Raw genomic sequence first — 15,075 nt, 5'->3', positions numbered from 1 at the left:
GGCACTTCTGCGATTGCGAGTGATGCGGGTCACGGCTGCTCCCCCTTGCCGATCGCCGCAAGCTGCGAATCGAGCTTGCTTTGAAGTTCGTCCAGCGCCTTATCGACGGATTGCGATTGATTCAGAATCCCGTCAATCGCTTCCCCGCCGAGCTTGTAGAGCATGGCTCCCGCCTGGGCGGCCCCTTTGCCCGACATGAGCTTGGCGCTCGCGGCCGCTTTCTCCGGATCGACCTCCGTTTGATAGAAGGCATTCCAATGCTTGCTTCGCGCTTTGTCCATCTCCGACTTATTCGTAAAGACTTGATTCGATAGCACCGATGCAACGGCCGGACTCAGATTATTCCGCCATTCCCCATTGATCGTGAAGCGAAGCACCTCCCAGGCCGCATCCGTCTGAGCAGAGGAAGCATTGATCGCATAGACCGTGTTCACGCTCATGTACGTATCCTGATTCGTCGCAGACGGATCCAATTGAATCGGAATAACGGACCAATTGGCCTTCATGACGCCGCTCTCCTCATAGGATTCCAGGTTGCTGCCATAATAACTAGGTTGTATCGTCATCGCTGTCTTGTTCAGACCGAACGGATCCTGCTTGGCGATATCTTTCATTGTCGCTCCGTTCTTCCCGTAAGCGACCGGTTTGGCTTGGCTGATCCAACCCTCCCGATATCCAGCGGAAACGGTATTCCACACCTGCTTCCACGCGTCCGAATCGACCGTTGCCTTGAGATTCCCTTCCGTGCCCTGGATCGTCTGCAATCCTTCCGTTTGTCCGATCAGCTGGATCAGACCGTATTTGTTCTTGCGATCGGTCGTTTCCAGACCGCTGACCCCCGTTCCTTGGAAGCGCGCGGCAAGCCGCAGGATTTGATCCATCGTCTGAGGTCCTCCCGGCAGCGGAACGCCGTGCGCGGCGAACAGGTCTTCGTTCACGTAGAGCGCCATGGTCTTGAAATCGGCGGGCAGCCCATACAACCCGCCGTCTCCGGCCGACAGACGCAAGTAATCCAATACCGGCTTATGCAAAGCCGTCAGATCGAACTTGCTCTGTTTGATCAGCGAATCGAGCGGCATCAGCTTGCCCTCGGCAGCAAGCCGATTGAATAACGATAGCGGCAGCTGCAGTATATCCGGCTGCTCTTGTTCCAGCCACGCTTCGAATTTATCGGGATCCTGCATCAGATCCACGGCCGCATAATCCATATTCAGCTTGACGGACGGATGCCGGATAATGAACGGCTTCTTGACGTAGTATTCGAAGCTGTTCTCGTAATTGTTGAATTGAAGCACCTTCAGCGCGTACTCCTTGTCCGCCAGCGGATCGTTGCTGAGCGCGGCGGGCACGTCGGAGAGCGGCTTCGGTTCCAGCAGCTTCCGGATGTCGTCCCTGAACCACCAGCCGCCGCCCAGCAGGATAAACAGGCTCATGATGGCCGTTGCCGCCCGAAACGGCGCGCGTCGCTTGGTTGTTTGCATATGAATGCGCTCCCTCACTTTGCGTTCAAGATCCGAGGTGAACCCATTCTTGACGGGAGGCTTGCCGGCAAGGCGGCGCTCCCATTCGTGTGCCGGTCCCTTCATGTCCATTCTTCCTCCCCGGTCCATGACGCTTCCTGGGCCAGTCTGCGGTTGACCGCCGCTCGCGCGCGGTGCAGCCGCGACTTCACGGTGCCGACCGATACTTGAAGCACGTCCGCCATTTCTTTCATCGATAGTCCGTAATGGCTGTTCATGAGGAGCACTTCCCGCAGCTTGCGGGGCAGCTTCAAGACGACCGCCCAAATTTCCTCGGCCATCAGCTTGTCCATGCTCTCCCGTTCCGCCGACGGCGAAGTTCCCGCATGTGGATAGAGACGGTCGAACAGCACGACCCGCCTCACCCAGGCCGACCGCAGCACGTCGCGCGCCGTGTTGCGGGTTATGGCCAGCAGCCAGGTTTTGATCGTCGATTGTCCCCGGAATTCGTACAGCTGCTGATACACCTTGACGAATACATCCTGGGCGACATCGTCCGCCATCTCTCTCGAACGGGTCATGAAGAAGGCAAAATTCCAGACATCCCTGCCGAATGCGGCCATCAGCTCGTTCAGCACCGCATCGCGGTCCAAGCCGTCCGTGACGTGTTTCAAATAATCGAACTGCAACGTGTTCACCTCGGAAAGTAGACGATCATGCCGGAAGAAGGTTCCGTTCTATTGCGAGAAAATTAATAATCTTCTTAAGAACTGCCTCCCTGCTTCCTTGCCGGTCACTTGCATTCCATTATTATACATTACAATGGCATCTCCGGGAGCCTCGATTAGAGCCGATGATACGGAGCTTGACATGCCGGACAGCAGAAAACCACCGGTCGGATACGGTGGTTTTCATGGGTATGCTATACGGTTCGCCGCGCAATCAGGCGGTCGCCTGGTCCTGCTCCGATGCGGCTGCGGACTCGCTCTGCGGCTGCGGCGCGTGCGCGATCTTCGTGCGCGTTACGCTCCGCCGGCCGTCGATGCCGACCGGTACATCGCCGGCGATCGTCACGCGGCGGACGACGCGGTGCTGGTCGCCGTAATCGTTGACGGCGTAATGCTGCGTCGCCCGATTATCCCAGATGACGACGTCGCCGGCTTCCCAACGCCAGCGAACCGTATTTTCCAGGCTCGTGACATGGCGCTGCAGCTGCGCGAATAACTGGGCGGAATCCGCCGACGAGAGGCCGAGAATTCGTTTGACGAAATGGCCCAGCACGAGCGTGCGCTCCCCGGTTTCCGGATGGACGCGCACGAGCGGATGCTCCGTCTCGTACAGCGTGGAGACGAAGACCTCGCGGTATCGGCGTTCCGCTTCCGGGGACACGGACGGGCTGTTGCGGTACGCGGCATAATCGTACTCGTTCGAGTGCACCGCCCACAGGCCGTCGACCAGGTTGCGCAGCGGCTCGGGCAGATTCGTGTAAGCCGTCGCCGTGTTCGCCCATACCGTATCGCCGCCGGCCTCCGGCACGACGACCGCGCGCAGGATGGAGGCTTCCGGATAGGCGTCGACGAACGTCACGTCCGTATGCCAGGAATCGGCGCGGCCGCCGTGCTGCGAATTCAGCTCCAGCACGTAATCCGTGCCCTGCTTGATCGGAACGGTCGGATGGGCGACGGGGCTGCCGAGCAGCTTCGCGAACGCTTCCTGTCCAGCGTCGTCCAGCTGCGACTGGCCGCGGAAGAAGATGACCTTATGCTCGAGCAGCGCCTTGCGGATGAAGCCGATCGTCTCCGCGTCAAGCTGCGGCGACAGCGCGACGCCCCGGATTTCGGCACCGATTCGGCCTGACACGCGACGAACCTCGAACGACTTGCCCGCTGCAGCTTCATTATGAACGTGACTCATGATAAAACCTCCTAATTGTACGTTTTTGGCGAAACTCCCTTGCTTGATCTTCCACGCGAGTCAGCAACCCGCTTCGAAAGCCAACCCTACACGCCCGGCTGCTGGCCGCCGTCGACGACGATTTCCGCGCCCGTAATGGACGCGGCCTTCGCCGAAGCCAGGAACAATACGATGTCCGCTATTTCCTGCGGCTCCACGATACGTCCGAGCGGTATCGACGCGGCGCTCTCGGCCTTGTACTGCTCCGCCGAAATGCCCTTGGCGGCGGCTTGCTGCTGCGCCAGCGTCTCCGCGCGCTCCGTCGCCGTCAAGCCCGGCGAGACGGAATTGATGCGGATGCCGTCCTTCGCCAGCTCCTTCGAGATCCCCTTGGCAAAGTTAAGCAGCGCGGCATTGGTCGTGCCGCCGGGCAGGAACAGCGGCGACGGCGTCCGGCCCGCTCCGCCGACGATGTTGACGATGCTGCCCGCTCTCTGACTGATGAAATGAGGGAGCACCGCCCTGACCGCGCGGATGTATCCGAGCAGCTTCAAGTTCCATGTATCGGTGAACGCGCCGTCGGTCAAATCCAGGAATGAACCAGCCTGCGCCGAGCCTGCGTTGTTGACGAGAATATTGATGCGCCCGAACTTGTCGAGGGCGGTGTCAATGACGTGCTGCACCGCGTTCGCTTCCCGCAGATCGCCCTGAACGGCGACGACCCGGGGCTCGCCCCGCACGCCAGCCTGCGAGCGTATCGCTTCGCGCGCCGCTTCCAGCCGTTCCTTGTCCCGCGCGGCAATTACCACATGGCTTCCTTCGCGGTACAACGTCTTGGCGATCGCAAGTCCGATGCCGGCGCTGCCGCCGGTCACGATCGCCGTTTGCCCTTCCAACTGCAACCCCATGTCCGATTCCTCCTCCGATTCTTTCGATCTTTTCGAACGCGAATAACATGCACGAACATAGACTCCGCCCAGGAAACGATAAGGAATCACAGAAAACGGCGATAAAAAAAGAGACGCTCTCGTCTTCCGACGTTAGGTCTCTCCGGTAATCCGGTGGATTAAAATATTATTTTCCTATCGCTTTACTATGATTTAAATCTGATATTACCTTCTGATCTCTATCGTGTCAACAGGTACCCGGCAGAATTGTCAGAATTTTTTTGACTTGATCCGGCATACGGCGGATTACCGCCGGCCGGAACCCGCATCGCGTTCATCGCCCGGCCTCGCCCAGGCGGCACTACCCGTCCGACGGCGGACGATTGTAGCCTTCCGGCCCGTACGGCCGCAGCTCGTCCAGCCATTTGCGTTCCAGCTGCTTCAGCGCGCTCCGGTAAGACAGCACGGCGCTCCGGTTCAACGCGCCGGCCGCCGGCCGCGCACCGGCCTCGCAATGGGGTCCCTTGTCCGACGCTTCACCGGACGCTTCACCGGACGCTTCACCGGACGCTTCGCCGGCCGCATTACCCGCCGTTTCGCCAGCCGTGCTCCCAGCCGCCTTGCCCCCTGCTTCTCCTGCCGTGCCGGCCGGCTCCAGCTTCTCCAATACCTCGAACTCGAAATCCGCGCCCGCCTGATCCCGATACTCGCCCTGCAGCGCGGAATTGAAATGGCTGCCCGCGTCGAGCATGAATTTCTCCCGCTGCCAGGCGGAATCGAGCGTGGGAGAAGACGCCACGTAGCGCTTCCCGCTGCGCTTGTTGACGATTTGAAATACGCCCATCGTCCGCCCTTTCACGCCGAATTCGTTCTGCAGCTCCTTGCGCCTGTTCATTGCCAATCTCCTTTCAATCCCGATCCTGCCGTTCCGTTATGTCTGCAGCCGGTACGCGCCGTCTTCCAGCACGAGGAAGCCGTAATCGACCATCTGGTGGCGCAGCAGCTCATGCTCGTCCGCCATAAACCGTTTCAACAGCTCGTCCACTTCGGCTTCCTTGTATTTGCGGCCCTTCTTGAATTCCGTCGCAAGATGGCGAAGCAGCGCGATTTTGCGTTTCTCCTTGCGCGGCAGACCGGTAAGCGGCCCCTCCAGCCCTTGCGGCAAATATTTGTCCAGCAGCGCTTTGTACTCGCCCGGCGCAAGCGTATACCGCTCGTCCGCCAGCACGGTATTCCGCCGCACCGGCACGGGATTCGCCGTCTGCTCCTGCCCGCCGTCCATCAGCTCGATGATGGCCAGGAACAGCTTGGCCTGCTTCGCCCGCTCCTTCAGCGCGAACCGGTGATTGCGAATCGTCGAGGCGCTGCCGCCTCCCGTCAGCTCCAGCGTCTCGGCATCGGATTTGCCGGACGCGAACAAGCCGATCAGCTGCTTCTGCAGCTCGGTCAAGCCCGTCGCCTTCTTGTCGAGCTCCAGCAGCACGTCCAGCATGGAGCCGTGCGCCGCGCCGATATGCCGCTGCGCCGCTTTACGCGCTTCCATCAGCCGGCCGTCTACGTTATAGATGACGCCTTCCTCGAACGGTTCGCCGCAGACGAGGCAATAATAGGTGTCCGTGTCGTTCCTGTACGTAACCCCCTGCTTCAGCTCCGCCACCGATGCGCCGTACCAAGCTTCCGAAATCTCCATCATGATCACGTCTCCCCGCGTAGATGAATGAATGACTCGATCATAGCCCAATTCTCCGCCGCGAGGCAATAGTTTCCGGCAGCCCCCGCGCAACCTTTCCGCGGCGGGCGCCGTCAGGAAGATACCACTCGGTGAAGGAGGCTGTGCCATGATCATCGTTCGTTCGGTCGCCGCCGCGGCATTGGTCGCCGCGATCGCTTTTCTGTCCTTGACCGGCTGCACGGCCGAGATGAGATCGTTCGTCTCCAGTCAGGTTCACGCAGCCTTCGATCCGCCTTTGGACGCCATTCCGCAGCCCCGCATCGTATCGGGCGGAACGACCGTCGCGGCCAAGCAAAGCACCTACTGCTGGGGCAACCGGGGCTGCGCCGATTACGCGGGCGGTTATGCGATGGCTGCGAGCGCTCCCGCCGCGGTCGTTCATGCCGGCGCGATCATCGCGATCTCCTTCGATGCCCAGCCGGCTCCGGCCCATATGGATGCCGCGCAATATTTCGAGAGCGGCGCCGCGGCCGTGCTTCCGCTGAACGGCGGCCGCTTCCAAGCGCCGTCCAAGCCGGGCCTGTATTATTACGGCATCTCGGCGTACTGGTCGTCGGGCGGCGATACGTCGGCCGTATTCGCGATCCGCGTCGTCTGATTGCGATACCGCCGCTGACCGCCGCTGCGCGCAAGTCCCCTCATTCGCGCGCCTAACGAGAAGAATGACGATGATCCAGCCTTTAAACCGCAGCAGCCGGTTTAAAACCTCGATCATCGTCATTCTTGGAATACGCGTATTTCCGTTTGTCCGGCTTGATCATCGTGACCGGCTTCACGCCGTTCCAGCTTCCCCGCTGCTTCCTCGGATCCAGTCCGCCCTGCTGCATTCGCTTCTCCATGCGCTTGCGCGCCATACTTCTCGCCATGCTATGCACGCTCCTTCATCAATGCCGCTTCGGCGCGGCTTCTCTATAGTGTACGCGATGAATGCCGGTCGGTTCAAGTGCTGCAGGCCGCAATGTCCGGCCGATAGCGAGAAAGCCGGCAGCGAACGTTCCGCTCCCGGCTTCTTTGTACCGTCCCCAGCTTCCTTGTACAATTCCCAGCTCCTTGTTCGCCGCCGTCCCGGACATGCCGGCCGCACGCCGCGCCGCCTAGCCGTCTCGCCGCAAGTCTCAAACGCCGCGTTTCGCCGCCGCATACCCCGCCAGCAGCTCGGTCACCGGTATGCCGTCGATCGTCATCCCTTCCAGCCGGCAGCCGCGGATATCGACGCCGTTCAGCTCGCAGTTCTCGAAGACCGCGCGGCTTAAGTCGCTGTCGCGGAAGACGACCGGCTCCACGTTCACCCAGCCGTCCGTCCCCGGCTCCTCCTCGAACCGGCTGGCAGCCGCCTGCGGGCGCTGAACATGCTCGAATACCGTTCCGCCAAGCTGCGCATGCCGGATATGCACGTTCGAGAAATAAATATGCTCCCACCGCGAATTGACGAAATTCACGTGGACGAGCGAAGCGTCCCGCATATCGACGCCGTGGAATTCGGCGCCTCGGAAGCAGGCCATATGCACCTTCGCGTTCCGCAAATCCTGCAGCTCGAAGCCGCCCTTCGCGTCGTAGACGCGCTTGTCGGTCAGCGGCGCGGGCTGTTCTGCCCGTACGACCGGAAAATGCAGCTCAATGACGGATTCCGCATTGTCCGCCCCCGCGAATCTCCCGTCGTACCGCTCGTATTCGAACTCGTCGACCGCCGCATATTCGCTCTGCCGCGACCGCCAGCTGCCGTGGAAGAAGCTCCACGCCTCCAGAATGCCGGACAGCGCGCCGCGGTAGGTTACGACGGCACATTCGCCTGCCGGAATGAAGCGCTCCGTCATGCCTGCCGGAATCGGCACGCGATCGTCCTCCTTGACTTCTACGCAGGCGAGGTACGAGAAATTCTGCCCCGCTTCGAAGGGCGGCGCATACGAGAACAGCCCGAATGACTCGCCGCAGGCGCGGATATCCTGCCATCCGGCGCTCAGGCGGCGGAACTCCTCCCAGATCGCCGGGATGGCCGTCAGCGGATGCTCTCCCTCCTGCTGCCGCACGAACCGTTCGACGCCGACGACGCGCCTTGCCGGCTGCGCTTCGATGGCGAAGTCCTCGATATGCGGGAACCGGTCCGTCTCGATCGCTTGTCCCGGGGCAATCGGCGCATAGATATCGTAGTCGACGAACGATAGTTCCGAACGGGGAATGTCGAACGGATTAACCGGCTTCAGGCGGTTCGCTTCGAAGCCGAACGAGCCCTCCGACACGTCCCGCTCGATGCCTTCCCGTTCAAACCATCGGGACAGATGACCGTACGCTTCATCCAGCCCCCCGATATCGCCGCGAACGGTCAATTTCGCATAGGTCCGCGCCGGAATCGTTATCGTCTCCACGCCGTCCGGCAGCTCCTCGAAGCCGCTCACCTCGACGCCGGTCCACAGCTCCCGCACGCCCGTCGCCCACTGCCACTCCGGAACGAACACCAAGCCGTAATCCTCGCCGCCGACGGCCGCGCAGCCGTCCAGCAGCTCGCGAATGCGGCGCCAAGCGACGCGCGTGTATTCCCCGCCCATCTCCGAGCGGATAACCGCCGCTTTCATTTCAGGCATGTCCACAATACGGACTCTCATCGATTCACCAGCCTCCATCTATAGATCGAATGATCAAGATTGAACGGAATCTTGCGTGATCATCAGGACGTTGCCGTCCTCGTCGCGAACGTTGAAATAGCTGACCGTCGGCAGCCGCTGAATGTCATGCACGACTTCGAAGCCGTGCCGAACCGCTTCCTGCTTCGCGCGCTCGATATCGTAAGTAGCCAGCTTAAGCAGCGGCGCCTCGTCATCCCGTGCCGGCGCTTCCTCCATGCCGTGCGAATCCAGCATCAGATGCGTGCCGTTGTCGAGACGGAACAGATGCAGCTTCCCGTAACGGTCCGCTTCCCTGATGTCGAGCCCCATCAGGCTGCCGTATCGTTGGGCGGCCCGGTCCAGGTCGCGTACCCACAGGATAGCGGCGTCGATCTGCGGTTGAATGCTGCAATGCGCCCGTCCGCCGTCGACTCCGCCGAAAGCCAAATGGTAGCCGTCCGGATCTTCGACGACGAACTCCTTCCAAGGGCCGAAGTCCTCGTAGACGACGGGTTCCCGGGCGAACCTGGCGCCCTTGCTCCGGAACTCCTCGTACAGGGCGTCGAGGCCGGCCCATGTGTTCGTGTAGCCCTGCACGTCAATCCCCGTATCCGCGCCGGCATCCGGCGGATTCGGAACCGGCTTGAAGCCTTCCGGCGCCTGATGCAGCTTGAGCGCCATGCCGTTCAAGCCGTCCCGCTCGGCCCACCAGTCGGTGACGTCGAAGCCGAGCACTTCCCTGTAATATTGCCGCGAGCGCGCGATGTCCGAAACCACGAGCACGCTCAGCGAACTGCCGATCTGTTTGCCCATCGATGACCGCCTCCTGCTTTATAGAAGAATATGCGAATATACATTCGCCTTTTTGATTGGAAAATCCTTCTAGAGGAGCAAAATTTTTTTGCGCCTCGCGAGCGAGCAGCGCACGAACCGTCCTCCACCGCCTGCAGGACGCAAAGAACGGTTCGGATCCTCTGCGGGCAGCTTGACCGGCAAAGGTTTCCTCCAAGATGAATATAAGGCGTCCGAGGGCGGCACCCGCGTATTCCGCCGTGCAAGACGCCCTCGCTTTTTCCCAAATCTGGTACGCCGACCGTAAATGAAAACGTTGACATGACTATTCGTCAAAGTTATGCTTTGTATATACTGACATATCTGGAACAAGCTCTACTCCACCCCACTACGAAGGGAGACGCTCTCCTGTTATGATTCCCGCAACGAAACCTGCCCTGCGCCGCTTCCTGCCGCGCCGCGCCGCCGCCTTGTGCGTCGCGCTGTCGCTGCTGACCGGCTGCTCGCTCTTACCGACCGAAGAAGAACCGCTGGATCCGCCCGCGCTTGCCGAGAAAACCGATCCGCATGCCACCGCTCCCGTCACCCGCGGCAACATGGAGCTGTACCTCGCTACCACGGCGACTGCCGTGTCCGCCGTCAACGATACCGTTTCTTTTCCGGAATCCGGCGGCATTCTGAAGAAGACTTACGTTGCCGAAGGCGATCGGGTCAAGGCCGGGACGACGATCGCGGAGCTGGATACCGGCGATTTGCCGATCAGGCTGAAGCTGCAGAAGCTGACCGTCGAGCAGCGTACGCTCTCGTATCAGGACGCCATTCGGAGCGGGGCCGACGAAGACAGCCTGCGCTTGATCAAAATCAATATGCAAGCGGAGCAATTGCAGCTGAACGCGCTGCAGGACGAATACAACAAAGCGCTGCTGCTCTCCCCTGCCGACGGCATCGTCACGTACGTGAACGATTTGAAGCCGGGCGAGGCCGTGCAGGCCGGCGATTCCATGGCAATCATCGCCGATCCCGATAAGGTCAATTTCGTCTACGAAGCGACCGACGTGACGAAGATCAGAACCGTGAAGGACGGCACCGAGGTTGCGATTACCTTCGACAATAAAGCGTACAAGGGCAAAGTGATCCAGACGCCCGCGACCGCCAAGAAAACGGACGATGACGCGGTCAACCGGAGCAATGCCAAGTCGCTCGTCATCGCGGTGGACCCGCCGAAGCCGACGCTCAAAATCGGCACTTACGCCGACATCAAGCTGTTCCTCGACAAGCGCGACGACGTGCTGATGGTTCCGCGGCAGGCGCTGAAGTCGATGTTCGGCCGCAATTACGTCGAGACGATCGAGAACAACCGCGTCAAGGAAGTCGACGTCGAGGCAGGCCTGAAGACGAATGACAGCGTTGAAATCATCAAAGGGCTTACGGAAGGGCAGAACGTCGTCATCGACAATTAGCCCATTGCGCCGACCGGGATATGTAATAAAGCGGCCGTTCGGAACGAGAGACCTCGTTCCGAACGGCCGCTTTGCTGTCATGCAAGGCCGCTCATGCTTCGCGATTAAGGAAGGCGCCGCCCGAAAGCATCGCTTCGGCGTCCACGACGGCACGGCGAAACAGTTCGTCGGCAAGCGCGATGCGATCGGCGATCTCGCGGACCGTTCTTACGCCGTACAAGTTCTCCAGCCGGGCCGTCACCTCGTCCGGAAAGTCTCTCGTCGCATGAACGAGAAAGCAGTCGGCCTGAAGCGGCGTATGGACGATTCGCAGCACGTCCACCAGCGGATTCAACACGTATTTGTGATAATAGATCAACGATTCGAGGAAGAGGCCGCGCTTCGTATATTTCTCGGCGCGGCTCTTCTGACCGAACACCGCCTTAGCTTCCGCTACCGTGCCGAGCAGCTGTGCGCGCAGCTCTTCGGGGTCGACGGAGCGGAAGCACACGATCTCCGCTTTATCGACCAGAACAACCGGCACGACGGTGCGGTCCTCCTCGATGAAGGAAACCGGGAAGCTTTCGCTCTGAATCGTCGCATCGATCAAGAGACTTTCCGGCGTCTGCCGCAGGTGATACACCTTATAGCGGTTATTGACCGGGCGGCCGGGCTGCTCGTAATCCAGATCTACGTCGCCTAATTGCTTCAGGCAGGCATCGAGCCGCGCCATGGCTTCATCCTCGCATCCGGCTCTGGCATAGCACACCAGATCGATATCCGAATACTCGTCAACGCTGCCCGTGCCGTCCGAGCCTTCCAGCCAGAGCGCCAGAATGGAATCCTCGCTTCCCATGCTCGCGGCAATATGCGAAATGATCGTTTCGCGGGTGATGGTCATTCATCGTTCCTCCTTAGGTCGGACGAGAATTATCGTGCAAGAGCAGAAGCGCCCGAGCGGGCCGGATGATGCATGCCGGCCCTCCCGGGCGCTTCTGCCGTTAACGGGACGCGGTGCCGTTCAGCGTGAAGCGGAACGCATACGGCCGGTTCGCATGCAGCACGTATTGCGGATGCGTCCGCGCGCCCCAGCTGTCGTCGCCGCCGACGCCCATTTGCTTATGGTTGATGCGCACGACCGTTTTGCCGCTTGCCGGCAGCTTGTAGACATGGTCATGGGCTTCCAGCTCGAACGGCGTGTACGGCAGCGCGTTCAGCTCGATCAGCGGCTCGCCGGCGATCAACAGCGATGCGCCCGCGGCGTTGCCGACCGACGCGCTGCGCACGGCGACCTTGTTGCCGCATTCCTGCGGGCGGAGATACGGCACGAACTGCTCCGCGACCGTACCGCTGTAGCGCCCGAGCTTCGCGCCGTGCTGGCGGTCCCAATACGACTCATGCGGTCCTTTGCCGTACCACTCCAGCCGGTCGAACGAGCCGTCCATCGTGAGCATCATGCCGATTTCCGGAATTTCCGGAAGGCCTTCGCCCGGCGTCAGCTGCATCGCCACCTCGACGGCGCCGCCGTTCAGGATGCCGTACGCGACGGCGCATGACGATTCCGCCGTCGTCGGCAGCGCAAACTCGGCATGGACGATCACGCGGTCCTGCAGCTGCTCCCAGCTCAAGGCCCGGAGCGAGCGCTCTTCGCCCGCGGAACGCCAGGTCGCGCAGCGCACATGGTGCTGGTTGCCGCGGTCGTTGTCCGTGTACGCCCGCCAGAAATTCGGCGCCAGGGCGCCCTGGATCAGCTCGGTGCCGCCGACGTTGTACGAGACGAGGCCGCCGTTGCCCTTATCGATCGCGACGGAGAATGCCGCGCCGCGTACGAGCAGCCTGCCCTCTTCTTCGATCAGCTCGATCGGCGCATGCGACTGCGCCGCACGTCCCGCCGCAGCCGCAAGCGCGGCACTCGGAAGGACGAACTGCTGGAACGCGACTTCATGGCCGGCATCCGCCCAAGGCGCCGCTTCTGTCGTATGCAGGCTTACCGTCAGGACAGCTTCGCCGTCGCCTTGCCGCCGCTCCGGCAGCGGAATCGCGGCCTCGGCCGTTTCGCCGGGCGCGGCCGACACGCGGAGGCTGCCTGCGGCGCTCGCCACTCCGTCGAGCGCGACCGACCACTGCAGCGCGAACGCGTCCAAATCCGTAAAGAGGTAGTTGTTCTTCACGCTCACGACGCCTTGCCGCAGATCGACGGCCGCGATCGCCGCGTTCTGGTAGCACCGCTTCACCTCCAGCAGCTTCGGCGACACCGAACGGTCGGCGAAGATAAGACCGTTGCCGCAGAAATTGCCGTCATGCGGCTGCTCGCCGAAATCGCCGCCGTACGCCATATAGGAGACGCCGTCCGCGTTCGTCGTCCAGATCGCCTGATCGACCCAATCCCAGATGAAGCCGCCCTGGATGAGCGGGAACTTGTCGAACAGCTCCGTGTAATGATGCAGGCCGCCGTTGGAATTGCCCATCGCATGGCTGTATTCGCACAGAATGAACGGTTTCTTCGACAGCGGATTGGCCCCGTACTCCTGCACCTTCGAAGGCGGCGAGTACATCTGGCTCTCGACGTCCGACGCGGCATCGGAAGCCCGCCACTGCTGGACGCCTTCGTAGTGCACGATCCGCGACGGGTCCGCTTCCTGCAGGAAATCGTGCATGCGGATAAAGTTGTCTCCGCCGAACGATTCGTTGCCGAGCGACCACATGAGGATCGACGGATGGTTCTTGTCGCGCTGCAGCATGGAGTTGGCGCGGTCCAGCACGTTGGCCGTCCATTCCGGATGGCTGCCGGGAACCGTCTTATGCGGCAGCTCCTGCGAGCCGTAATCCCAGCTGCCGTGCGTCTCCAGGTTCGTTTCGTCGATCACGTACAAGCCGTACTCGTCGCACAGCTCGTACCAGAGCGGATGGTTCGGGTAATGCGAGGTCCGCACCGCGTTGATGTTATGGCTCTTCATCAGCTTGACGTCCGTCAGCATGTCTTCATAGCCGAGCGCCCGGCCCGTATGGCAGGAGAACTCGTGGCGGTTGACGCCCTTGAACACGATCCGCTTGCCGTTGATCAGCATCAGCTTGTCCTTGATCTCGAACTTGCGGAAGCCGATCCGCGCGCTGACCGCTTCCAGCAGCCGATCCGATTCGTCCTTCAGGCTGATGACGAGCGTGTACAGATTCGGCTGCTCGGCGCTCCATTTCAGCGGATTGTCGACGGCTGCCGATGCTTCGATGTCCAGCTCGCCGCTGCCGCTTCCCAGGCTCGCGCGAACGATAATCGGCTGCGGAAGCGATGCCCGGCCGTCCTTGTCGTACAGCTGGGCTTCCAGGGTCACCGTGCCCAGCCGGCGCTCCCAATAGTTCATGATCGTCGCGCTCAGCTTCAGCTCCGCGTTCCGGTAATCCGCGTCCAGCTCCGTCGTCGCGAAGAAATCGTACACATGCGCTTGCGGCGCCGTATACAGGTACACGTCGCGGAAGATCCCGCTCATCCGCCAGAAATCCTGGTCTTCCAGCCAGCTGGCGTCGCACCAGCGGTAGACCTCCACGGCAAGCTTGTTCTCTCCCGCGCGCAGGTACGGCGTCAGATCGAATTCCGCCGGCGTGAACGTATCCTCGCTGTAGCCGGCAAGCTCGCCGTTCACCCAGACGTAGAACGCGGACTCGACGCCCTGGAAGCTGATGAACACCGGCTGTCCCGCCCAGCCCTCCGGGACGGTAAACTGGCGGACATAGGAGCCGACAGGGTTGTATGTCGTAGGCGCGAACGGCTGCACGAGGCTCTCCGACGCTTCCCACGGGTAACGGATATTCGTATATTGCGGATAATCGTAGCCCTCCAGCTGCCAATGCGCCGGCACTTTGATTTCCGCCCAATCGGTATGGTCGTAGCCGTCTTGATAGAAGTCGACGATCCGTTTCGACGGATTCTCGGCAAAAGCGAATTTCCACATGCCGTTCAGCGACAGATAGCTGCGGGATGCGGCGCGATCGCCTTGAATCGCTTCTTCGACGGAGTCGAACGGCATCAGCGTCGCATGCGCTTTCATACGGTTGAGCTCGAAGATGTCCGGGTTGTTGTTCCATTCCGGGTAGCCGTTGGCCGGCGGCGTGTACGTGAATTTCGCCTTCACAGGAAGCACCTCTTTTATCGGGGGATGAACGTTCATTTCATAGCGTAAACGAGCCCCGGTAAGGCGTAAATATAAAAAAACGGCAGCAAGTAGCTAAAAACGGCCTTCCTGCCGAATGGAAAAAGCCGGACGAGGATTGGCATCC

13 protein-coding genes are annotated in these 15,075 nt (G+C 61.0%); 2 read left to right on the top strand and 11 right to left on the bottom strand.

Going from position 1 to position 15,075, the window contains the following annotated elements; genetic code table 11:
* Positions 1 to 29 precede the first annotated feature (29 nt).
* From GXP70_RS07090 to GXP70_RS07065, 6 genes are all read right to left on the bottom strand, one after another.
* Positions 30 to 1,586 carry an ABC transporter substrate-binding protein gene (locus GXP70_RS07090; RefSeq protein ID WP_162355805.1) on the bottom strand — a complete coding sequence of 519 codons (1,557 nt, stop codon included), beginning with the start codon at positions 1,584 to 1,586 and terminating at the stop codon, positions 30 to 32.
* Complete coding sequence (locus GXP70_RS07085; protein ID WP_318652415.1) at positions 1,583 to 2,158, bottom strand: RNA polymerase sigma factor; 576 nt, start codon at positions 2,156 to 2,158, stop codon at positions 1,583 to 1,585. The genes GXP70_RS07090 and GXP70_RS07085 overlap by 4 nt, the downstream gene beginning before the upstream one ends.
* A gap of 244 nt (positions 2,159 to 2,402) precedes the next feature.
* Positions 2,403 to 3,374, bottom strand: coding sequence for a TauD/TfdA dioxygenase family protein (locus GXP70_RS07080; protein WP_162355803.1), 972 nt, complete (start codon positions 3,372 to 3,374; stop codon positions 2,403 to 2,405).
* Between the two features lie 86 nt (positions 3,375 to 3,460).
* Positions 3,461 to 4,261 carry an SDR family oxidoreductase gene (locus GXP70_RS07075; protein WP_162355802.1) on the bottom strand — a complete coding sequence of 267 codons (801 nt, stop codon included), beginning with the start codon at positions 4,259 to 4,261 and terminating at the stop codon, positions 3,461 to 3,463.
* A 340-nt stretch (positions 4,262 to 4,601) separates the two neighbouring features.
* Positions 4,602 to 5,135 (bottom strand): GIY-YIG nuclease family protein, encoded by a 534-nt coding sequence (locus GXP70_RS07070; RefSeq protein ID WP_162355801.1) that lies wholly within the window; start codon positions 5,133 to 5,135, stop codon positions 4,602 to 4,604.
* Positions 5,136 to 5,171: 36 nt separating this feature from the next.
* Positions 5,172 to 5,933 carry a DUF2087 domain-containing protein gene (locus GXP70_RS07065; RefSeq protein WP_162355800.1) on the bottom strand — a complete coding sequence of 254 codons (762 nt, stop codon included), beginning with the start codon at positions 5,931 to 5,933 and terminating at the stop codon, positions 5,172 to 5,174.
* A 145-nt stretch (positions 5,934 to 6,078) separates the two neighbouring features.
* On the opposite strand from GXP70_RS07065, the gene GXP70_RS07060 reads away from it, so the two are divergent.
* A complete protein-coding gene (locus GXP70_RS07060; protein ID WP_162355799.1) occupies positions 6,079 to 6,570 on the top strand; it encodes a hypothetical protein in 492 nt (163 codons plus the stop codon).
* Positions 6,571 to 6,652: 82 nt separating this feature from the next.
* Here the strand turns inward: GXP70_RS07060 and GXP70_RS07055 are convergent, their stop codons facing one another.
* From GXP70_RS07055 to GXP70_RS07045, 3 genes are all read right to left on the bottom strand, one after another.
* Positions 6,653 to 6,838: a hypothetical protein gene (locus tag GXP70_RS07055; protein WP_162355798.1), complete on the bottom strand. Its 186-nt coding sequence runs from the start codon at positions 6,836 to 6,838 to the stop codon at positions 6,653 to 6,655.
* Positions 6,839 to 7,087: 249 nt separating this feature from the next.
* Entirely contained in the window at positions 7,088 to 8,572 is a 1,485-nt protein-coding gene (locus GXP70_RS07050) for an effector binding domain-containing protein (RefSeq protein WP_162355797.1), read from the bottom strand.
* Positions 8,573 to 8,605: 33 nt separating this feature from the next.
* A complete protein-coding gene (locus GXP70_RS07045) occupies positions 8,606 to 9,385 on the bottom strand; it encodes a VOC family protein (RefSeq protein WP_162355796.1) in 780 nt (259 codons plus the stop codon).
* A 392-nt stretch (positions 9,386 to 9,777) separates the two neighbouring features.
* Here GXP70_RS07045 and GXP70_RS07040 point away from each other — a divergent pair, with 392 nt between their 5' ends.
* Positions 9,778 to 10,824: an efflux RND transporter periplasmic adaptor subunit gene (locus GXP70_RS07040; protein ID WP_162355795.1), complete on the top strand. Its 1,047-nt coding sequence runs from the start codon at positions 9,778 to 9,780 to the stop codon at positions 10,822 to 10,824.
* Between the two features lie 91 nt (positions 10,825 to 10,915).
* Here GXP70_RS07040 and GXP70_RS07035 read toward each other — a convergent pair whose 3' ends face one another.
* On the bottom strand, positions 10,916 to 11,704 hold the full coding sequence (locus GXP70_RS07035) for a hypothetical protein (RefSeq protein ID WP_162355794.1): 789 nt from the start codon (positions 11,702 to 11,704) through the stop codon (positions 10,916 to 10,918).
* 100 nt (positions 11,705 to 11,804) lie between these two features.
* Entirely contained in the window at positions 11,805 to 14,930 is a 3,126-nt protein-coding gene (locus GXP70_RS07030; RefSeq protein WP_192043424.1) for a beta-galactosidase, LacZ type, read from the bottom strand.
* Positions 14,931 to 15,075 lie beyond the last annotated feature (145 nt).

This window comes from Paenibacillus lycopersici (genome assembly GCF_010119935.1).
Lineage (GTDB): Bacteria > Bacillota > Bacilli > Paenibacillales > Paenibacillaceae > Paenibacillus_Z > Paenibacillus_Z lycopersici.
This window is presented reverse-complemented; position numbering and strand designations above follow the sequence as displayed.